Annotated in this window: 18 protein-coding genes; 15 read left to right on the top strand and 3 right to left on the bottom strand. The window is 61.5% G+C overall.

Features of this window, described 5'->3' with window-relative positions:
• Nucleotides 1-95 precede the first annotated feature (95 nt).
• The 8 genes from AK2_RS11455 (at nt 96) to AK2_RS11420 (ending at nt 6,944) form a co-directional block, all read left to right on the top strand.
• On the top strand, nt 96-536 hold the full coding sequence (locus tag AK2_RS11455; protein WP_083521130.1) for a substrate-binding domain-containing protein: 441 nt from the start codon (nt 96-98) through the stop codon (nt 534-536).
• 95 nt (nt 537-631) lie between these two features.
• Complete coding sequence (locus tag AK2_RS11450; RefSeq protein ID WP_067934528.1) at nt 632-1,582, top strand: aminopeptidase; 951 nt, start codon at nt 632-634, stop codon at nt 1,580-1,582.
• Between the two features lie 152 nt (nt 1,583-1,734).
• Entirely contained in the window at nt 1,735-2,505 is a 771-nt protein-coding gene (locus AK2_RS11445; RefSeq protein WP_067929348.1) for a DeoR/GlpR family DNA-binding transcription regulator, read from the top strand.
• Between the two features lie 13 nt (nt 2,506-2,518).
• Complete coding sequence (locus AK2_RS11440; protein ID WP_067934480.1) at nt 2,519-3,811, top strand: four-carbon acid sugar kinase family protein; 1,293 nt, start codon at nt 2,519-2,521, stop codon at nt 3,809-3,811.
• On the top strand, nt 3,808-4,824 hold the full coding sequence (gene pdxA, locus AK2_RS11435; protein WP_067934478.1) for a 4-hydroxythreonine-4-phosphate dehydrogenase PdxA: 1,017 nt from the start codon (nt 3,808-3,810) through the stop codon (nt 4,822-4,824). Before AK2_RS11440 ends, pdxA begins: the two co-directional genes overlap by 4 nt.
• Before the next feature lie 22 nt (nt 4,825-4,846).
• On the top strand, nt 4,847-5,836 hold the full coding sequence (locus AK2_RS11430; RefSeq protein WP_067934476.1) for a 2-keto-3-deoxygluconate permease: 990 nt from the start codon (nt 4,847-4,849) through the stop codon (nt 5,834-5,836).
• 65 nt (nt 5,837-5,901) lie between these two features.
• Nucleotides 5,902-6,306, top strand: coding sequence for a disulfide bond formation protein B (locus AK2_RS11425; RefSeq protein ID WP_067934474.1), 405 nt, complete (start codon nt 5,902-5,904; stop codon nt 6,304-6,306).
• 233 nt (nt 6,307-6,539) lie between these two features.
• Entirely contained in the window at nt 6,540-6,944 is a 405-nt protein-coding gene (locus AK2_RS11420; RefSeq protein ID WP_067934472.1) for a gamma-glutamylcyclotransferase family protein, read from the top strand.
• A 12-nt stretch (nt 6,945-6,956) separates the two neighbouring features.
• On the opposite strand, the gene AK2_RS11415 is transcribed toward AK2_RS11420, so the two are convergent.
• Nucleotides 6,957-7,667: an SOS response-associated peptidase gene (locus AK2_RS11415; RefSeq protein ID WP_067934470.1), complete on the bottom strand. Its 711-nt coding sequence runs from the start codon at nt 7,665-7,667 to the stop codon at nt 6,957-6,959.
• Nucleotides 7,668-8,340: 673 nt separating this feature from the next.
• On the opposite strand from AK2_RS11415, the gene AK2_RS11410 reads away from it, so the two are divergent.
• Together AK2_RS11410 and AK2_RS11405 are read left to right on the top strand one after the other, a co-directional pair.
• Complete coding sequence (locus AK2_RS11410) at nt 8,341-11,109, top strand: Ig-like domain-containing protein (RefSeq protein WP_067934468.1); 2,769 nt, start codon at nt 8,341-8,343, stop codon at nt 11,107-11,109.
• A gap of 319 nt (nt 11,110-11,428) precedes the next feature.
• A complete protein-coding gene (locus AK2_RS11405) occupies nt 11,429-12,445 on the top strand; it encodes a transglutaminase domain-containing protein (protein WP_067934466.1) in 1,017 nt (338 codons plus the stop codon).
• A gap of 72 nt (nt 12,446-12,517) precedes the next feature.
• Here the strand turns inward: AK2_RS11405 and AK2_RS11400 are convergent, their stop codons facing one another.
• A complete protein-coding gene (locus AK2_RS11400; RefSeq protein ID WP_067934464.1) occupies nt 12,518-13,696 on the bottom strand; it encodes a thermonuclease family protein in 1,179 nt (392 codons plus the stop codon).
• A gap of 67 nt (nt 13,697-13,763) precedes the next feature.
• A complete protein-coding gene (locus tag AK2_RS11395) occupies nt 13,764-14,486 on the bottom strand; it encodes a DsbA family oxidoreductase (RefSeq protein ID WP_067934461.1) in 723 nt (240 codons plus the stop codon).
• A 206-nt stretch (nt 14,487-14,692) separates the two neighbouring features.
• Between AK2_RS11395 and pxpB the strand changes: the two genes are divergently transcribed.
• The 5 genes from pxpB (at nt 14,693) to AK2_RS11370 (ending at nt 20,396) form a co-directional block, all read left to right on the top strand.
• The gene (pxpB, locus tag AK2_RS17815) at nt 14,693-16,666 is read left to right on the top strand and encodes a 5-oxoprolinase subunit PxpB (RefSeq protein WP_369406145.1); all 1,974 of its coding nucleotides are present in this window, start codon (nt 14,693-14,695) and stop codon (nt 16,664-16,666) included.
• 19 nt (nt 16,667-16,685) lie between these two features.
• Nucleotides 16,686-17,657, top strand: coding sequence for an aldo/keto reductase (locus AK2_RS11385; protein WP_067929109.1), 972 nt, complete (start codon nt 16,686-16,688; stop codon nt 17,655-17,657).
• A 79-nt stretch (nt 17,658-17,736) separates the two neighbouring features.
• The gene (locus AK2_RS11380; RefSeq protein WP_067934458.1) at nt 17,737-18,510 is read left to right on the top strand and encodes a LamB/YcsF family protein; all 774 of its coding nucleotides are present in this window, start codon (nt 17,737-17,739) and stop codon (nt 18,508-18,510) included.
• A 274-nt stretch (nt 18,511-18,784) separates the two neighbouring features.
• Nucleotides 18,785-19,183, top strand: coding sequence for a glycerol-3-phosphate cytidylyltransferase (tagD, locus tag AK2_RS11375; protein WP_067929107.1), 399 nt, complete (start codon nt 18,785-18,787; stop codon nt 19,181-19,183).
• 10 nt (nt 19,184-19,193) lie between these two features.
• Nucleotides 19,194-20,396 (top strand): CDP-glycerol glycerophosphotransferase family protein, encoded by a 1,203-nt coding sequence (locus AK2_RS11370; RefSeq protein WP_245632883.1) that lies wholly within the window; start codon nt 19,194-19,196, stop codon nt 20,394-20,396.
• Nucleotides 20,397-20,398 lie beyond the last annotated feature (2 nt).

Below are 20,398 nucleotides of genomic sequence, written 5' to 3'. Positions count from 1 at the left end.
AGATGCCGTGGGAAAATTTCATTCATAGCAAAATAAAGGAGAAGCCTCCCTGAGGGGCGGCTTCTCCCCTTTGTGACCTATCAGACCATTCCCGCATGATGGGCCGACTGCGCCTATTTCAATCAGCAAAAAGCAACTTTTTCTCCAGGGCCTTTAGGAGGCTAAAATTCCACGTTACAATGAAGTATTCTTGTTGTCGTTCTGACGACCTATTTTCCATGAGCAATCCGCCGACCGCCTTGTTTGTGGCCAACATGTTCCAATATGCTCACACCGTTCGCGCCATGCGTCGGCTTGGCATCCGCATACCGGATGATCTCAGCATTGTGAGCTTTGGCAACACTGACGAGCTGGCTTCCGTTGACTCGGCACTAACTGCGGCCATTCAGCCAACCTACAACTTCGGATCGCTTGGTGCGCAGTTGTTGCTCGAACGGATGGATGGTGTTCGGAAGATGCCTACACAGATTGTCTTAAACTCGGAAATCGTGCTGAGGTCTTCCACGGCACCACCGGCCCTAAAGCACCATGTATAGGTTACAAGGGCCTACCTGATAATGTTGCTGGGCTTTCCGGTTACATTTAAACCGACGCGATTCCAACCGTGCGAGGGGGAGAAAGATTGCAACCTGTGTTCGATAAGTTGGTCACCACCGGGGGTCGGATTCTGGTTGAGTGTCTCGGTTTGGCCGCATCAGAGACGTTGTTGGTCGTGTCCGACGGGACGCGGCCAGAGATCTGCGCGGCGCTGGTGGAGGCCGGCCGCAAGCTGGGCGCGGAATCGATTCTCATGGAGATGGCGCCCCGCCAGAGAAGTGGCGAGGAACCGCCGGCCGTGGTGGCGGACGCGATGAGGCTAGTCGATGTGGTGGTCTGCCCGACCCTGCACTCTCTGACCCATACCCAGGCGAGAAAGGACGCGGTGAAGGCGGGGGCGCGCATGGCCACCATGCCTGGAATCACGCTCGACATGTTTGAGCATGGCCCCATTACTGCCGATTACGCGGAGGTTGAACGGCTGACGCAGCGGGTTGCGGATATCCTGACGGGCGGGAGACACGTCCGCGTCGAAAAGGATGGAGCGGTGTTTGAGTGCAGCATCGCCGGTAGATGCGGAATCCCAAGCACGGGAATCTACAGGGAACCGGGTCAATCCGGCAATTTGCCGTCCGGGGAAGCGTATATCGCGCCGGTCGAGGGATCAGGAGAAGGGGAGCTGATTGTCGACGGGTCCATGGTCGGCCTGGGTCTCCTGAACAGCCCCTTGCGCCTGGTCGTCGAGAACGGATTGCTTGTGGAGGCGGAAGGCGACAGGGCGGGGGAGTGGCTCGAGAAACTCGGCGACAGCCGCGAAGCGCGCAATGTGGCCGAATTGGGGATTGGCACCAATCCTAAGGCGCGCTTGACCGGTGTCATTCTCGAAGACGAAAAGGCCTACGGGACCATCCATGTCGCATTTGGCAGCAACGCTACTTTTGGCGGCACGGTCCAAGCCGGCGTGCATTTGGACGGTGTGATTCGGAAGCCGACGGTATATGTGGACGGGCAGTTGCTGCTCAAAGATGGCGAACCGGTGATATAGCCGTCATATAGCCGTCATGCGCTCATCGCCCATCGCCCCCGTGCCCGCACTCGTAGAGCACGGGGGCGTTTCTGGTTTGACAACGTGCCGCCCGTGTTGTATTACTTTATGAGAATACGTTTTCTGTAATCGTATTCCCAGGGGTGATGGGCATGGTGACGATTCGGGATGTGGCGGCGCGTGCGGGGGTGTCTGTGGCGACGGTGTCGCGGGTGCTCAACGGTGTGCCGACGGTCGACGAGGAATTGGCTGCGCGCGTGCGGCAGGCGGCGGAGGAGCTGAACTACCAACCGAACCAGGCGGGGCGGAACCTGCGGATGCGCATCGACACGGAATACGGCCCGGAGTTTGCCGTGCGGTCGCGTGAGCACCTGGTGGCGAAGCGACAGATTGCGGCGCGTGCGGCGCAGATGGTGGAGCCCACCGACGTGATTGCTTTGGACTCTGGATCTACCATCGCGCTGATGTGTCCGCATTTGCCGGCCGAAGTCCTGGTCTATACCAATTCGCTGGCGGTGCTGCAGCCGGCAGCGCGTCGCGGCGCCATCGTGCACCTGGCGCCGGGTAGGTACGTGCCGGAAATGGCAGCGGTGTTCGGCAGCGAGACGGACGCTTACTTCCGCCACCAGCGGGTGGACAAGTACTTTCTGTCCTCCGCCAAAGTGGACGTGCGCCGTGGCTTGTACAACTTCAATCCGCTGACCGCCTCTGTGAAGCGCGCCGCGATGGAAACTGCGGGGATGTCCATCCTGCTGGTGGATCACCATAAATTCTGCGATGCGGGGCTTGACGCGTACGCGCCGTTGACCCAGGTCGACCTGCTCATCACCGATTTTATTCCGGCGCCCTACCGCGAAATCGTGGAGCAATGCGGTGTTCCCATCGTGGAAATCCATCCGCAGGGGGGCGGGGAGAGCGAGTGAAAGGCGGCGAGGCATGTTGGAAGGACAGAAGGCGTCCGCGCGCGTCCACATCCTGGCGGATGACCTGACCGGGGCTGCGGATGCGGCCAACTACTTTCAGGTCGGCGGGTACAGGGTGCGCGTCGGATTGGATGTGGACCAGCCCTGGGAGCCTCAACTGGGTGCCGATGTGGTGCAGGTAGCCGACACCGAGACCCGCGGCCTCCCACCAGCGGAGGCCCGGCGCCGCGTCTATCAGGCTGCGGCAGGAGTTTCCGGCGGACGCGTGTACAAAAAGGTCGACTCCACCCTGCGGGGCCACCTCGGCCTGGAGATTGAGACCGCGCTGTTGGGGCTGGGGCGCCGTGTGGCCGTCCTCGCCCCGGCTTTTCCGGCGAACGGCAGGCAGGTCGAGGGCGGACGCCTGACCGTCGCCGGGGTTCCCGTGCACCGGACCGCCTTTGGCCGGGATCCGCGCAACCCTGTCCGGTCTGACCGAATCCGCGAGGTCCTCGCGGAGACGACCTCCTTGCCGGTGGCAGAGTTGCCGCTGGCGATTGTCCGCAGCGGCCTGGATGCGATTTTGGCCTGGATGAGCCGCCTGGAATCCGGGGAACGGATTGTGGTGGCGGATGCCACCGAAGATCAAGACCTGCGCGCCGTGGCGGAGGCGTTTGCGGATTGGCCGGACATCCTCCTGTGCGGGTCCGCCGGGCTGGCAAAACAGCTGCCGCGCCTTTGGCTGACTCCCATGGATGGCGAAGCGCGCGACCGGGGGCTGCCCGCGGTCGGTTGCGACAGGGTACTGGTGGTGGTGGGCAGTGCCAACCCGGCGGCGCACGAACAACTGGAAGTCATGGCCGGGGAGACGGGCGCCCCGGTGATTGAACTCAATCCCGCCCTGTTGGCCGACGACCTGGCCCGGCAGCGGGAGATGGAGCGCGCCCAGCGCGCCCTCGCCCAAACCTGTCATCCGGTGGTGGCCCTCCGTCTCGGCCTCAAGAGGTTGGATAGGGGGGACCGGCGATTGGAAGCGGATCTGGCAGCGGCGGCGAGGGTGTGGTCCGAGCGATGGGCCGGTGGGACGGTGGGGTTTGTCGCCACCGGAGGGGATACCGCGCTGGCGCTGTGCAAAGCGCTCGGGGCCCGGGCGTTGTGGCCCGGGGGAGAGGTGACGACGGGGATCCCCTGGAACACGGTGGAGACCGAGAACGGACGCACGTGGATGGTGACGAAGGCAGGAGGGTTTGGCGATCCGGACGCGCTGCTGCGGGCGGTGCGGTTCTTGCGCAACATGAACAACCAAAGTGGAGATGACGTGTCATGACGAAACCGTTGGTTGCCGTGACGATGGGAGACCCGGCGGGTATTGGGCCGGAAATCAGCCTGCTGGCGCTATACGCACCAGAGTGCCGGGAACGTGTACGGCCGCTTATCATCGGTGACCTGGGGCGCCTGCGCGAGGCCGGCCAGATTCTTGAGGAAGCGGGGCGTTTCCCCAATGGAGCGCCGGAGCTGCGGGAAATCCAGGGGGTGGAGGAGGCCGCGTTCGCGGCGGGTACCATCGACGTCCTCAATCTCGCCAACGTCCCGGCTGGACTGCCGTGGGGCAAGGTTACGCGCGAGGCGGGGCAGGCAGCGTTTGATTATGTGCGCAAATCGGTGGAGTTGGCCGTGCAAAAGCAGGTGGACGCCGTCTGCACCGCGCCCATCAACAAGGAGGCCTGGAAGCTGGCGGGGGTGAAGTATCCCGGGCACACCGAGGCGCTGGCGGCGTTGTCCGGATCGGCCAGTTCCGCCATGATGCTGGTGAACGCAGGACTGCGTGTGGTGCACGTGACCACCCACGTGAGTTTGCGCCAGGCCATCGAGATGGCGACCACGGAGCGGATTTTGGAGCGCATCCGGCTGACGGCGGCCTCGTTGAAACAGTTTGGCTTGCCCAATCCGAAGATTGCCGTCGCTGGGCTCAATCCCCACGCTGGCGAAGGGGGGCTGTTTGGCGACGAGGACGAGCGCCAGATTCAACCCGCGGTCGACCAGGCGCGGGCGGAGGGCCTGCAGGTGACGGGGCCGCTGCCGCCGGACTCTGTGTACGCGCGCGCGGCAAGCGGCGAGTTCGACGCCGTGATTGCCATGTACCATGACCAAGGGCACATCGCCATCAAAATGCTGGGGTTTGACACCGGCATCAATGTCACCCTCGGCCTGCCGATTCTGCGGACATCGGTTGATCATGGGACCGCCTTCGACATCGCCGGACGCGGCGTCGCGCGCGAACGGAGCATGATTGCGGCCATCCAGGTGGCGGCCGATTTTCTCACCGGAAGTGCGGGATAAGACGGAGTGGAGGGGAATTTCCTTGCGAATCAAACGTGCCATTGACAAAGTGCCGGGCGGGATGATGTTGATTCCGCTGCTTATCGGAGCCATTTTGCGCACCCTGTTCCCGAACCTCGGGGATAACACGGTGTTCACAAGTTCCTTCACCGGCGGCCTGTTCACCGGTACGCTCGCGCTGTTGGCCGCTTTTTACGTCTGCCTCGGGGCTACCATCCAGTTTCGTTCGGCTGGGTACATCCTCAAGAAGGGCGTCGCCCTGTGGGTTGGCAAGATCTTGACAGCGGCTGTCATTGGGCTGTTGATTAAATACGTGGCGTCAGATCAGAACCACCTGGTGCTCGGCCTGTCCGCCCTGGCCATTGTGGCTGCGTTCAGCGACACCAACGGGGGCCTGTACATGGCGCTCATGGGCCAGATCGGCAAGCGGGTCGAAGATGTCGCTGCGTATTCCATCATGTCCTTGGAGTCGGGGCCCTTTTTCACTATGCTCATCCTGGGTGTGGCCGGTCTGGCCTCGTTCCCTCTGCTGGCGTTCGTCTATGCCATTCTGCCGCTTATCATTGGCATGGTGCTCGGCAACCTGGATGAGGAAATGCGACAATTTTTAAGCAAAGGGCAGGACGTGCTCATCCCGCTGTTCTCCCTGGCGCTTGGTTTTGGCATCAATCTGGCGAACGTGGTTCAGGCGGGCGCGTCCGGCATCATCCTGGGTCTCGCTGTGGTGGTCATAACGGGCGTTGTGTTGATCCTGCTCGACCGCGTTACGGGCGGTTCTGGCGTGGGAGGCATGGCGGCGGCGTCCACAGCGGGCAACGCGGCTGCGGTGCCGGTCGCCGTCGCGGCGGTGTACCCAGCGTACAAGGGGATAGCGGCGACAGCCACGGTGCAGGTGGCCGCGGCGGTGATTGTGACGGCGATTTTGGTGCCGATTTTGACGGCTTGGTACGCGCGCTGGGCGGATAGACGGGAGGAATCGAGGCGGGGACGGGAGAATCCAAGTGCCCTTTGAGCCTGTACGACCAGCGTGTCACTGCGTGAGTGGGATCCGTTGAGCATGGCATCGGGGGGATGGCGATGGACAGGTGGGCGCTTCTCCGCTTGGCCCTTTCGGTGGTGGCCTGCGGAATCAGCTTGTACTGGAGCTTGGGCCTCGGCTGGCTACCGTGTGATTTGTGCTGGTACGAGCGGATTTGCATGTATCCTATCGCGCTGATTTCCCTGGTGTCGTGGGCGAGGCGGATCCCGTCCCGCCCGTACACCATGCCGCTTGCGGCCGTGGGCGGGTGTGTTTCCTTGTACCACTACCTGATACAAATGGTGCCTGCGTGGAGCACCAGCACTTCTTGCACCTCTCCCGTATCCTGCGCAACCCCGGACTTTGTGGTGTTTGGGTTCATCACGCCCCCGCTCTTGGCGCTCGTCGCGTTCCTGGCCATCCTTGCGCTGGATGTGTTGGGGCAGCGGGGCAGACGGGCGTAAGACGCCTGTGGCTGTGGCGGTCGCAAAAATATGATATTTTAGCATAAAGGAGTTGGTGGCATGAACCGAGAGTTGTATGCCTGGGTGCAAGAGTCGCGCCACATCCTGTTCACATAACCAATCGTCACTCTCCAGGCACAAATGGTGAATGTAAGTCGCTTGACAGAACATTACCGCGCATCGGTTGTCCCACAGGCATGTGGATGTGCGCCACACAGCAGGGGAGGGCCGCCATGCTGGTGTTCGTATACGGAACCTTACGAGAACATGGGCAGAACCACCACCTGCTGGCCGGATCGAAACTCGTGGCGAGGCAGGCGCGGGTGCGGGGGCGGCTGTACGACACTGGCGAAGGATATCCGGCCCTATTGGAAGACCCGGAGGCCTGGACGCACGGGGAAGTCTACGACGTCACCGCGGACGTCCTGGTGCGCCTGGACGAACTTGAGGAGTATCGCGGGCCGGGGGAAGACAACCTGTACAACCGTGTGCTGATGCCGGTGCAGACGGAGGCGGGCGAGATAGAGGCGCAGGTGTACGTGTACGCGGATGCAGCGGCCTCCGCCGGGTTTGCGGAGGTGGCGGGCGGCGACTGGCGCGCCGCGCGGGTGCGGCAGGGCGGAGTGCCCAAGCTTTAGGCAATCCGCCGGTCAGGGCAGGCCCAACGTGGTCTGGCTTCCTTCCGGGCCCTGCCCATGGTGGTCATAGGGCTGCAGCAGCGCGGCGTCGTCGTGGCGCACGTTGCCGACGCGCGGGTGCACCGGGTACGCTGCCATCTCCTCCTGCGAAGGCCGCAGCAGCGACGCGGCCACATCGGCGTCGGTCAGCCCCGCGTCCAGCCACGCTGCCAATGCCGAATCGTCCAGAATGACGGGCATGCGGTTGTGGATGGCAGCCATGAATTCATTGGGCGCGCAGGTCACGATGGCGAAGGAGGAGACCTTGCGGCCGTCCGGACCGGTGAACGTGTCGTAGATGCCCGCAAGGGCGAACACCGGCCGCTGGCGGAGCCGGATGCGCAAGGGCTGTTTGGTGTCCTTTCGCCACTCGTAAAACGAATCGACGGGGACGGCGCAACGTCTGCGCGCGAGAAGCGGACGGAACCAGCGGCTGTCAAGCAGGGTCTCCGCGCGGGCGTTGATGGGGCGGACGGGCGGTCGTTTGGGCGTGGCAAACCGCGGCACGAGCCCCCAGGACAAGGGGCCGACGCGGCGCCGGTTTCCGTCCGCGACGATGACGGGGACGTCCTGCGTCGGGGCGACATTGTAGCGCACCGGCCAGGAGAACCCGTCCGCCATCACCTGAAAATACGCCAGCACTTCCGACCAATCCTCAAACGCCTGCGTGAACCGTCCGCACATTTCCATCCCCCCGCACCCATTATAGGGTGGGGGCTGAATCATCTGCAAAACACTCGGGCGGCGGCCGCCGCTTATGTGGCAGAGCAGGAGTCTGGCAATTCAGTTGTGCGAGATGGCGGCCAGGGCTTCCATGCCGCCGCGGTCTCGCGTTTATCTGCTTTATCTCCTATAATCTTGATTTTCCGCTTTACCAAATTGACTATCATCAGTATAATAAAACGGCAGCAAGCTTTTCCTCCGGATCCGTAGATTTAGATACACTTCCAAGTATGTGTGAAAAAAAGGGCGAAAAGCGTCGTGATTTTTTTGCCCGCGACAAGGAGATTTGAGAGTCTTGTCGTATATGCATATTATGTGATATGGGTATCTATATCTGCGTTACCATGTTTACTCGGCAGAGTGAAAATAGAAGAGGGGGGGTAAGTATTGGCGCGCGCAGCACGTTTTGCATTGAAAGGAGGGATGCCTTCCTGTGAGATTGCTTGGAGGGCACTCTGAGACGCGCGGCGCAAGCGCGCCGGGGCGGAGACATGGCGCGCTGGTGTGCCATGGAGACGAAGCCCCAAGCTGGCTTGCAGGAGACAGAAACGGGTGCGTTTGGTGACTTGTCACCATCCCGTAATCAATCTTCAAGAGTTGCATCTTTTGAAGTAGTCAAGGAGGAGGAACGCACTTGAAGCGTGCATTGAAGGGCATCGCGGCAGCATCCGTAGTACTCGGTACCATGGCCGCACCTATGTCTGCATACGCGGCAACCACGCACTACAACACGACCAAAGTCGCGCATGAATCGGCGACAACTCTGAAAAGCATTATGGTGACAAAGACCGAGAAGTTCACGGTCACCATCAAGGATTCGCACAACAAGCCCATCAAGGGGGCACTGGTGACCTTTCGGAGCTCTAACCGGAGTGTCGCCACGGCTTCTCCTGGCGACGTTGTGACCAACGCGAAGGGGCAGGCCACGGTGACCATCACCGGCCACAAGGCTGGAACCGCCTATTTCACCGTAACGGCGAACGGCGTGTCGCACAAGTACAAGGTGACTGTGACCCAGCCGGCGGCGCCGACCGTGAGCATCACCGGTTTGAGCAATAACCAGACCGTCCTGACGGCTTCGCAAACCGTGACGGTGAAGAGCAACGAGAAGTCGGTCAAGTTGTACCTGAACGGTAAGCTGCAGAGCGGCAATGGCCCGACCTTCAAGCTGACGCTGCGCGATGGCAAAAACACCATCACCGCTGTCGTCACGAATGGTGTGGAGACGAAGAAGCAGAGCATCTATGTCACGCTCGGAGAGCCCAGTGTGAGCATCACCGGCCTGAGCGACGGGCAAGTTGTCACAACGGCCTCTCAGAAGGTCACCGTGAACAGCAATGAGAAGTCCGTCAAATTGTACCTCAACGGTAAGCTTCAGAGCGGCAGTGGCCCGGACTTCAACCTGACGCTGCGTGAAGGCAAGAACACCATTACTGCTGTGGCCACCAACGGCGTTGATACCAAGAAGCAGAGCATCTATGTGACCTACAATGCTCAGCTTGCGGTTTCGTCGGTGAATGCTATTAACGCCAACGAAATTGTTGTGAAGTTTAACAAGCCTGTAGACCAAGCGAGTGCTGAGGATCCGAGCAACTATACTGTCAGGGTGAATGGTTCCGCCCTGTCTGTTCCCTCCGGGAAGTCGTTGACGGCAACATTGCAGCCCGATAAGGAAACGGTAATCTTGTCCGTTGACGACAATTCGACCGGTGTCGAAAGCCCGATTTTGAGCAACGGGAATTCCTATGAAGTTGATGTTCAGGGTGTACTTGATACCAACTTCAATTTCGTCACTCCTTACACCGGTGCGACCCAGGTCTTTAATGACACTACGGCTCCGTCCTTGGTTAGCGCTTCAGTCGTTGGTGACAAGGTTAAATTGACCTTTAATAAGCCTGTAACTGAAACGATGACCGTCAAGATTGATGGCATCGTAGTGGCTGATGGCTCCACGACTAATGTGACGGTGGACGGAACACCTGGCGATTACAGCGTTCTGACCCCTGAACTGACGGGTGCGAATGCGGCGTTGTTAGCAGCCGGTACCCATACCGTGACAATCTACAACGCTACCGATACCGCTGGGAACGTGGCTACATTACTAACTGGTAGCTATACGGCAACAACAAATAGTAGTGCACCGAGCGTCGTAAGTGTCACACCTGTTTCTAAGTACACGTTTAACGTAAAATTTAGCGAGCCTATTACGGCTAACCCGACCGTAACGGTCAAAGAAGGATCCCATACCTTCACGAATGTAAATATTACTGAGACTGATTCTACTGACTATCAGGTAACGGTTGGCGACGACCCGGGCAATCCGGTGTATGCTTCTGGTGCAACTTCCGCGGTTTTGAGTGTCGATATCACAGGTTATGAGGATAATAACGGTTTTGTCGGAGCGGAGTACAATGGCACCGTAACTCTATCAGCCAACGGTCCTCAAGTCGTTGGGGGAGCCTACTTTAACGGTAGTGGCCAACTGGTCATTCCGTTTAATGAAACTCTCGACGGCACCTACGGTGCACAGACCAGCGACATTACTGTGACGCAAGATGATGTGGTACAGCCTATCTCGTCGGCGACCGTTTCCGGTAAGGACCTTGTTATTACTCTAACCGAAGCTCCAACCGCGGGAACGTATAACGTATCGATCGCTAAGGGTGCGGTAGAAGACGCGACTGACCATATTTCCAACGTAGCGGCTACTGTGTCGGCTGTATACAGTGCACCTACAAATTACATTCAACCTACGGTTGATAGTTCTACACACGATGTGATCAAGTTGAATTTTGGTCACGATATGACGAATAGTGCTATTACTGCTTCGAACTACACGTTGGACGGACAGCCTTTGCCAACTGGTACGACACTTACTTTCTACGGAAATAAGCAGGTGGTTTACATTACACTTCCAGCCAACTCCGTTGCTAGCGATACCCAAGAGCTGCTGGACATCAGCAAGAACGTTGTGGCAACAGATGGAAGTGTAGTGGCTGATTCGACCAACCATGCAAATGACTTTACGGACATGGTTTCTCTATTTGACAATACGGCACCGGTTCTGAAATCCGCGCAGTTTGCTGTGGCAACACCGGGTAGTACGTCGGCTTGGGGCATTCGTGTTCACTTCAGTGAACCTGTGTCTGTTGACACGACCGGATCTGACTTTGCGGTATATGTGAATGGCACTCAGGTAAGTGTAACAAGTGTGGCTGCCGAAGCTGACACATCGTACGCTGATATTGCACTTGCAAGTCCAATTAACACCAACCAATCTGTCACGGTTAAGGTTGTACCGGCAGGATCCCAAGCGTTGACGAAGGACGCGGATAACAACGCTCTGACTGCTGGAACTTCCGTTTCCGTGAGCGGTTCGTATGTCGAGGCGCCTCCGGCATGAGGTCACGTTGACCCGATAAGTTAGGATCATTGTTTCACAGCCAATAACCGCAGTGACAGATGCAGTGCAGTGGTCCAAAGCACTTAAGAGTTTTTAGGTGCTTTGGACCATATCTTTCGTTCGCGGTGATCACACAGTCGCCTTTCTGTTGGTCTCAGCAATCATTTTCAGCGTCTTCGTGTATGGGCCACCGGTCGAGCCAACTATCGATAAACAATTCTCCTCCACATTCTCGCCGACCATCCCCAAGGGATGATAGAATAAAATCGCAAATAGTCGAACTCGTATTAGGGTCTGAGAGCAAGGGGGACATTCTCTCGTGCGCCGATTGGGGTCTTTATGCGGTGTGGCTATGTTGGTGCTGTTTGGCTGGCTGGCGTTCGCGGGGCAGAAGCCGCTCGCCAATTGGCTGGCTCATGAGGAGTGGACCGGCTCTGCCGGGTCACTCCCTCTGCCTGCCCACAAGCTGGAGATGCCAGCGGACGGCCAGTCCGACGAGGAAGTACTGGATGGAGCACCGATGAAGGTGCAGACCGCGACCCATGTGGCTCAGGTGCACGGGAGCGCCCCGCCTGCCAATTACAAGAAAGAGATCTATCGACACCTGGAGCAAAGGGCTAGTTCCTTCACGCTCACGTGGCCTCATCTGCGCTCCGTTGGCGAGGCGGAGCAGGCGTTCCGCACGGCCGCCGCGGCCGATCCGTACGTCGACTGGAACATCAGCCGCTGGACGGTGGAGTGCACGTGGCTGGCCTCCAAAGATACGGTGCGGTTCTATGTGAAGTACCGCGAGTCGAAGGCGGAGAGTGCGTTCGTGAACACCCGCGTACACAAAATCCTGCGGCAGATCATCAAGCCGGGTATGCTCGATTTTCAGAAGGAAAAGGCCATCCACGATTGGATTGTCCAGCATGTGCAGTATGACGTGGGTGGCACGCGCTACACAGCCTACGACGCTCTGGCCAGCGGCAAGGCGGTGTGCCAGGGATACGCTCTGCTGGCGTACCGCATGCTGACCGACGCTGGCATCCCCACGCGCATCATCACGGGAACCGCGGACGGATCGCACATGTGGAACGAGGTGAAGCTGCACGGGCGTTGGTACCAGCTCGACGTAACCTGGGACGACCCGCTCGGGGACAGACCCAAGGACGTCTCCTACGCCTACTTCAATTTAACAGATGCGCAATTGGCCAAGGACCACCATTGGGACCACCAGCAGGGCCCCGCCGCGGTCACCGATTTTGTCCATGAACTGCGCACCTTGGAAAGCTCGGACAAGGCCCATAAGTCGGTCTACGCGAGCCTCTTGAACGTTCTGAAGGGTCGGCACTAGCCCTCCATGGCCTTATCGGGAATCTCACGCACCACCGGAGGGCTGAGTTAGAGGCTTTGCCGGTTTTGTCCGTCACGACACGTGTACGTAGGTCCTGAGCGTTTTCCCGTTCGCCCGGATGATGACGGGCCAGGATCCGCGCGTGGTATTGGTGCCGACAGTCCACGTCCAGCTGATGAGCCCGCTGGCGTTGGCGTATTTCGGTCCGAGGCCCTTGGCCTTGCTGGGGCCGCTCTTGTAGTCGACCTCGATGGTGCCCAGGGCTTTCGGCTTCGTGCGGACGGTGATGCTGGCTTTTTGGCCCCGATGCACGCTCAGATGCGACGAGACGATGCTGAGGCCGCTGGTTTTGCTGGTTGATGCGCTCTTCGTCCCGTTCTTGATGTTGCTTACGCTGCTGTAAGCGCTGGAACTCGCCGTCGCCGAAGACGCTTGGCCGCTGCACCCGCGCGTCGATTCATGATGCGCCTCCGCCCAACTGCAGGCGATGGAGAGGTTGTAGCCGCTCTCGGTCACATACCCTTTGATGCTCCAAATGCCCAGGTGATGAGCTTTGGCGTACGCCTGGTCCGATTCGAGCGCCGACAGGTGGTCGGTGTTTGGCGGGTAGATGTACGCGACCCGCGCGTAGCCTTTGCGCACCACATCCTCGTTGTACATGTCGTGCGGCGTGATGTACACGTAGGCGAGCAGCCGTCCGTACTTGTCCCGCGTGTAGCCCTTGTGGCCCTCCTGCAGGTATATGTGCTTGCCGACAGGCAGGCGGCTCTTCGCGTAGTCGGCCGCCGTTTGGCCGTACGGCTCCACAGGTTTGACCGGATCGACATCCTCGGGCGTGTCAATCAGCAGCATGCGGACCGTCTCGTCCTTGCCGTTCAGCCGCACATGAATGGTGTCCCCGTCCACATCCCGGGAGACCACTGCGGGCACCAGCTCTTTCGGCACGCTCGTGGCGGTTTGGTGGCTGGACGTGTTAGAAGACGCCTTGGCCGGGTTTTGGTGGGTTGCGCTGGCCTCGTGGGGGTGCGCAGATTGGCTCCCCTGGGAAGCGTGCGGATCGGACGATTGCCGGGCCGTTTGTGTGGTGGCCATGGACGAGGACGTCGCGGCGTTCCCCGCGCTCGAAGCAGGTGACGCCGCGCAGCCGCTGGCCACAGCGGCCGAGAGGCAAACGGCGGCGCAGCGCATCAACCAGCGCCGCGTCGCGCGAGCATGGTTCTGTTTATGGAAGAGTCGAGATGCAATTCCCACTTCTATCCCCCTCCTCTTCTTGTTTATATCATGTTTTCTTATAGGAGAGGAGAGGGCGCGAGGCGGGTCACACAGAGCACGATCCGTCCGTGCAAGCGGGGCTGTCCGCGTCTTGGCTGTCATCCCCCACAAGCACCAGACGGGGCTTGTTCTTCTGTTCCTCTTCCCACGCCTTTTGCAGGGTGTCGACAAACAACGCGATGGGCTGGGCGCCGGAAATCGCGTAGCGGCGGTTCACGACGAAAAACGGCACGCCGTGGATGCCAAGCTGCTGCGCCTCGGCTTCGTCGGTCCGCACGCGCTCGCTGCAGCCGCCTTCCTCCAGCATGGACCGGGTTTCCTCTGCATCCAGGCCGGCTTCCGAGGCAATCTGGACCAACACCTGGCGGTCGCCGATGTGCAGGGAGTCGGTGAAATACGCCTTGAACAACCGTTCCACCACAGTCTCGCCGGCTCCCTTCTGGGCGGCGAACTGGGCCAGGCGGTGGGCGTCAAACGTGTTGGTGGGAATCATGGTGTCAAAGTGGTAGGTGAGTCCCACCGCGGCCGCGCGTTCGGCCATCTTGGCGTTTGCGGCCCGGGCTTCCTCCAGGCTCATGCCGTACTTGGCGGCCAACCGCTCGTGCACAGATGTGCCCGGGTTCACCGGGGAGGCCGGATCGAGTTCGAAGCTTTTGAATACGACCTCCGCCTTGTCCGCCAGGCCGGTGCTGCACAGCGCTTGCTCCAGGTGGCGCTTGCCGATGTAGCAAAACGGACAGACAAAATCCGACCATACTTCAATCTTCATGAGTCAACCCTCCTCTCCCCGAGTATACGCCGAACTTCCCTTGCGGGTATAATTGGACAATGGTGGTAAGAGACATCGGGGGAGGCGCGCCTGTCTGGCTGAAGCGTAGGAGTATACGCAAAAAGACGAGGAAACTTCCCTCTGCGTTCTCGCCGCCCATCCGCTGGGGATGGTAGAATAGAACCACAAATTTCTGAACAGACGCGATGAGCGACAGCGAGGGGCGGTTCGATTTTGCGCAGGCATTGCACACGTTGGAGGAGGCGGACAGGCAGCGGGTTGAGGACGAGGTGAGCCGGGTGGAGATGCTTCCTTTGGGTGACATCGGGGTGCTCGTCCGCTTTGGCGACGCGATTGACGAGGCGGTGCACGGCGAGGTGCTGAGGCTGGTCCGATCTTTGGAGGCGGAACCCGCGGCCGGTTTTCGCGAGTGCGTACCCGCCTTTGCAGCGGTGGCCGTCTACTATGACCCGAGTCGGACCGACTTCGAGCGGGTGAGCCGGTGGATATTCGAGCGGATTCGCGCCAGTTCGACGGACGCCGGCCCACAACCGCGCGAGGTCGAAATCCCGGTCTGCTACGGGGGCGCGCTGGGGCCGGACCTGGCGGACGTGGCGGCGCACACGGGCCTCTCCGAGGATGAGGTGGTGCGCCTCCATAGCGGGGGCGGCTACCGGGTCTACATGATTGGCTTCGCGCCCGGGTTTCCGTATCTGGGCGGGTTGCCGGCGCGTCTGGCGACGCCGCGGCTGGCCGAGCCCAGGACCCAGATTCCGGCTGGCAGTGTCGGTATCGCCGGCCAGCAGACCGGCGTCTATCCGCTGGCGACGCCGGGGGGCTGGCGGATTATTGGGAGCACGCCGGTGCCCCTCTTCCGGCCCGAGGAAGACCCGCCGAGCCTGTTGGCACCGGGCGACACGGTGCGCTTTCGCGCCATCAGCCGCGAGGAGTACGACCGGTTGGCCGCGGAGAGTGCCCACCGGCCCGGGGAGGAAGGCCCGCAGGCAGAGGCGGGTGGCACGGAGGCGCAAGAAGCCCCGCGGGACGCCGCGGCTGCCCCGGCTGCCTCGCAGGAAGGAGGCCAGGGCGATGATGCGGCTTTGCGCCCGGGCATCCGTGTGGGAGCCGAGCCGGGCGGGCGGCTTGAGGTGCTGCAGCCGGGCCTGCTGACGACGGTGCAGGACCTGGGGAGGCACGGGTACCAAAAATATGGGGTTTCCGTCTCGGGGGCGATGGACACCTTCGCCCTGCGTGTAGCCAACCTGCTGGTCGGGAACCCGGAGGGGGCGCCGGCGTTGGAAATGACGGTGCGCGGGCCAAAGCTGCGGTTTACCGAGGACACGCTGGTGGCGCTCGCCGGATTTGGCATGACCCCGTACGTGGCGGGGCGGGAAGTGCCGACGTGGCGGCCGGTGCTGGTGCGGGGCGGCCAGGTCCTGGAGTTTGAGCCCAACCCGCGCGGCTGCCGGATGTACCTGGCGGCGCTCGGGGGCATCGCCGTGCCAGAGGTGTTGGGCAGCGCCAGCACGCACCTGCGCGCCGGCATGGGCGGCTGGCGGGGGCGAGCCCTGAAGGCGGGGGACGTGTTGCCGCTGGGCAGCCCATCAGCCTTGGGGCGGATGCGCCAGCAGGCGCTGGCGGCGGCCGGCCAGGACGCGGAGGATGGGCCAAGTGGCGGGGCGAGTCCGTTCGTGCTGGCCGCCTGGACGGTGGACCCGGGGCTCTTGCCCGATTACCGGCCCAATCCGCGCGTGCGCGTGCTGCCCGGCGCGCAGGTGGACGCGTTCAGCGAAGCGGCCCGGAGCACGCTGGCGCGGGCGCCGTTCACCATCACCCCACAATCGGATCGGATGGGGTACCGGCTCAGGGGGCCGAGGCTGGCCCCGCGGCGGAAGCTGGAGATGGTGTCGGAGCCGACGGCGGCCGGCGCGGTGCAGGTGCCAGGCTTGGGGCATCCGGTGGTGCTGCTGGCGGATTGCCAGACGACCGGTGGGTATCCGGTCATCGCCCAGGTCATGGAGGCGGACCTGCCGGTCATCGCCCAAGCGCGGCCGGGCGAATCGCTGCGCTTTGTGTGGGTGACGCTGGAGCAGGCGCGGGCGGTGCAGCAAAAACGGGAACAAGGTCTCGCCGAACTGCGCGTGGGGTTGTCGAAGGCGGCTGGTTTGTTTCCAATTTGAAACAAGGGGCGTGGAATGGATGAAGTATCGCAGGTTGGGCGCCAGTGGACTTGAGGTTTCCGTGTTGGGGCTGGGCACGAACGCGTTCGGATCGCGGGCGGACGAGGACGCTTCCATCCGCGTCCTGCACAAGGCACTCGACGCCGGCATCAACTTCATCGACACGGCCAACATTTACAGCGGCACCGAATCGGAGCGCATCATCGGCAAGGGACTCAAGGGGCGCCGGCACGAGGCGGTGATTGCCACGAAGGCGGGGATGAAGCGCGGGGACGGGCCCAACCAGGGCGGGTCTTCCCGGGCGCACCTGATGGGCGAGTTGGAGGACAGCCTGCGTCGGCTGCAAACGGATTACGTGGACCTCTACCAGATTCACCGGTTTGATCCATCCACACCCTTGGAGGAGACGCTGCGGACGCTGGACGATATGGTCCGCTCCGGCAAGGTGCGCTACATCGGCGCGTCCAACTACGCGGCCTGGGAGCTGATGAAGGCGCTGTCCATCAGCGAGCGGTACGGCTGGGAGCGCTATGTGTCCATCCAGCCTTCGTATTCCCTGGCCGACAGGACGCCGGAGGCGGAGTTGATTCCGCTGTGCTTGGACCAGGGGGTTGGCTTGATTCCATATTTTCCGCTGGCGGGGGGCATCCTAACCGGCAAGTACCGGCGCGGGAGCGCGGCGCCGAGCGGATCGAGAGCGGAGAAGGACCCGAATTTCGCCCGCCGGCTGGACGACGACCGGCTGCAGCTGGGCGAGCGTGTGGCGGATTTGGCGTCCTCGTTGGGTTGCTCTCCCGGGGCGCTGTCGCTGGCGTGGCTGATGACCCGCCCGGCGGTGGCGACCATCATTGTCGGCGCGACGCGCGAGGAGCAGGTGGAGGAAAACCTGAAGAGCGTCGATTTGGTGCTGGACGAGGATACGCTGCAGAAGCTGGACGACCTCAGCGCGCCGTTCCGCTACATTCCGTTTGCGTCGTACCGGGCCAACTGAGCGGCAACGGGAAGCTGGGACGGGGGGCGCGGCCGCCCTGTCCCGGTCAATTAGCGATTTGCGAATGGGAGGGTAGGCTGTGCCCGTTTTGGACCTGAACTGCGACCTCGGCGAGAGCTTTGGCGTCTATCGCCTGGGCCAGGATGACGAGATGCTGGACGTGGTCACATCGTGCAACATCGCCTGCGGGTTCCATGCGGGCGACGCGGGCACCATGCGCCGGACGGTGGAACGGGCGCTGAGCAAGGGTGTGGCGATAGGCGCGCATCCGGGGTTGCAGGACCTGGTTGGGTTTGGCCGGCGCAACATGGACATCTCGCCGCGAGAGGCGTACGACATCGTCGTCTACCAGATAGGCGCGCTGGACGCGTTTGTACGGGCGGCGGGGGGCCGAATGCAGCATGTCAAACCGCACGGGGCGCTGTATAACATGGCGGCGGTGCGGGCGCCTTTGGCGGCGGCGGTGGCCGAGGCGGTCTACAAGGTCAATCCGGAACTCATCCTGTTTGGGCTCTCGGGCAGTGAGTTGGTGCAGGCCGGGGAGCGGATAGGGCTGCGTACGGCGAGCGAGGTGTTCGCCGACAGGACCTACCAGTCGGACGGCTCCCTGACGCCGCGGCGGCAGCCGGACGCGCTGATTTCAGACACCGACCGGGCCGTTCAGCAAGTCATCCGCATGGTCAAAGAGGGAAAGGTGTTGTCGCGGCAGGGCGTGGACGTGGCGATTGCGGCGGACACGGTCTGCATCCACGGCGACGGCCCGCAGGCGCTTGAGTTGGCCCGGCGCATGCGTGCGGCCTTGGCGCAGGAGGGTGTCCGGGTGGCGGCGGTGGGGCGGAAGTGGATGGATTGAAGCCATGTTTCACCATTGATCTGCCGCAGCGGCGGGCATATAATGTCGAGTATGGTATTGAGCTGAAAAATATGCCCATCCTCATGTTGGAAAGTCGGACAACCTCTTGCGTGCGTCCGACTTTCCCATTCCCGCGCAGGCGCTTGAAACGGATGGGTGTTTGTTGCCCATGGTGCACGGTGTCGAACCGCTCTGAGTGGTCTCCGGCGAGCGGTCAACCGAGCGTGGCGCGAGGCCGCCGATGCGGACGCAACCGCCCAAAGGGGGATGCGCAGTGAAAAAGGTTTTGACCTATGGGACGTTTGACCTGTTGCACTGGGGGCACATCAATTTGCTCAAGCGCGCGAGGGAGCTGGGGGATTACCTGGTCGTGGGCCTGTCCACAGATGAATTTAACGCGGAGAAGAATAAGAAAGCGTATTATAGCTATGAAAATAGAAAGCTTATCCTGGAAGCCATCCGCTATGTCGACGAGGTCATCCCGGAGGTCTCCTGGGAGCAGAAGGTCCGCGATGTTATCGAGCACCACATCGACATCTTCGTGATGGGAGATGACTGGAGGGGGAAGTTTGATTTTCTCAAGGAGTACTGCGAAGTGGTCTACCTGCCGCGGACCATTGGCATCTCCTCGACGCAGATCAAGCAGGACCTCCTCTCCGCAAACAATGGTTAGGGAGTGGGCCGTGGAGCTGTACCTTTTTGCGTTCCGCGTCCTGTTTACTCTATGCAGCGTGTTTCCGCTGCGGGACAAGTTCACTTTTGTCGATACGTTCGCCGACAACTGCCGGTTTGTGCATGAGGAGCTGCGGCGCCGCGACGCGGACAAGCGCGTCGTTTTCCTGCATGCGTCGAGCCGCAGCGCCAGCGCCAGGGCGGCGGGAGCGGTCAACATCCGCTTCTCGGCCAGGCGGCCCTGGGACCTGGTGCGGGCGGTGTACCATGTGGCCACATCGCGCTATATCATCGTCGATAACTATTATGCCTTTCTCGCCGCGGCGCGATTCCGGCCCGGCGTCGAGTGCGTGCAGCTGTGGCATGCGGCCGGGGCGCTGAAGACGTTCGGCCTGTGCGACGAAAGCGTGAAGGAACGGACGAATCGGGCAAAGCGGCGGTTTCGCCGCGTCTATCAGCAGTTTCACAAGGTGGTCGTCGGGTCGGACGCGATGGCGCGCCAGTTTGAGCAGGCGTTCGGTTTGCCGGCGGATAGGATGGTACGCACGGGGGTGCCGCGCACGGACGCGTTTTTCGATTCGCAGCACCGCGAGCGCGTGGTTGCCCGGCTGCGGGCGGAGAACCCGGCCCTGGCCGGGCGGCGCGTCATCCTGTATGCCCCGACCTTTCGCGACGGGGAGCTGGGCTCGTTCCGGCTGCACCTGGACATCGCCGGGCTGCAGCGCGGCTTGGGGGACGGCTATGCGCTGATCTTGCGCTTGCACCCGGCGGTCAAAAACCGCATCGCAGACCTGTCCGCCTACCGAGGCTTTGCCTTCGATTACTCGGATTACGCGGATGCGGGCGACCTGCTGCTCTTGGCCGATTATCTCGTCACGGATTATTCGTCCATGCCGTACGAATACGCGCTGTTGGGCCGGCCGATGGTCTTCTATCCATACGATTTGTCCACATATGCCCGCAAGCGCGGGCTGTGGGCGGAGTACGAGTCGATGGTGCCGGGGCCGGTTGTGTTTTCGACGGCCGAGATTGTCCGCGTGATTCGGGAAAACGCGTTTGATCTGGAACGCGTGCAACAATTCGCGGCGGTGTGGAACCAATATTCTCAGGGCCAGTCGAGCCAACGGCTGCTGGATCTCCTGCTGGCTGAGACGCCCTCTTATGCGCTCCCGACCGACATGGCGGCTGGCGCGGGCATCCGCCAGCCGATGTAGGA

The sequence above is a fragment of the Alicyclobacillus kakegawensis NBRC 103104 genome, from assembly GCF_001552655.1.
Lineage (GTDB): Bacteria > Bacillota > Bacilli > Alicyclobacillales > Alicyclobacillaceae > Alicyclobacillus_G > Alicyclobacillus_G kakegawensis.
The sequence above is the reverse complement of the archived record's forward strand: the minus strand, read 5'-3'. Positions and strand labels throughout refer to the sequence as shown.

Bases quoted from the DNA above. Each gene is read 5' to 3' on its own strand.
- AK2_RS11455 (WP_083521130.1), top strand. From the start codon at position 96: ATGATGGGCCGACTGCGCCTATTTCAATCAGCAAAAAGCAACTTTTTC.
- AK2_RS11445 (WP_067929348.1), top strand. From the start codon at position 1,735: ATGGTGACGATTCGGGATGTGGCGGCGCGTGCGGGGGTGTCTGTGGCG.
- AK2_RS11440 (WP_067934480.1), top strand. From the start codon at position 2,519: ATGTTGGAAGGACAGAAGGCGTCCGCGCGCGTCCACATCCTGGCGGAT.
- pdxA (WP_067934478.1), top strand. From the start codon at position 3,808: ATGACGAAACCGTTGGTTGCCGTGACGATGGGAGACCCGGCGGGTATT.
- AK2_RS11425 (WP_067934474.1), top strand. From the start codon at position 5,902: ATGGACAGGTGGGCGCTTCTCCGCTTGGCCCTTTCGGTGGTGGCCTGC.
- AK2_RS11420 (WP_067934472.1), top strand. From the start codon at position 6,540: ATGCTGGTGTTCGTATACGGAACCTTACGAGAACATGGGCAGAACCAC.
- AK2_RS11415 (WP_067934470.1), bottom strand. From the start codon at position 7,667: ATGTGCGGACGGTTCACGCAGGCGTTTGAGGATTGGTCGGAAGTGCTG.
- AK2_RS11395 (WP_067934461.1), bottom strand. From the start codon at position 14,486: ATGAAGATTGAAGTATGGTCGGATTTTGTCTGTCCGTTTTGCTACATC.
- pxpB (WP_369406145.1), top strand. From the start codon at position 14,693: ATGAGCGACAGCGAGGGGCGGTTCGATTTTGCGCAGGCATTGCACACG.
- AK2_RS11385 (WP_067929109.1), top strand. From the start codon at position 16,686: ATGAAGTATCGCAGGTTGGGCGCCAGTGGACTTGAGGTTTCCGTGTTG.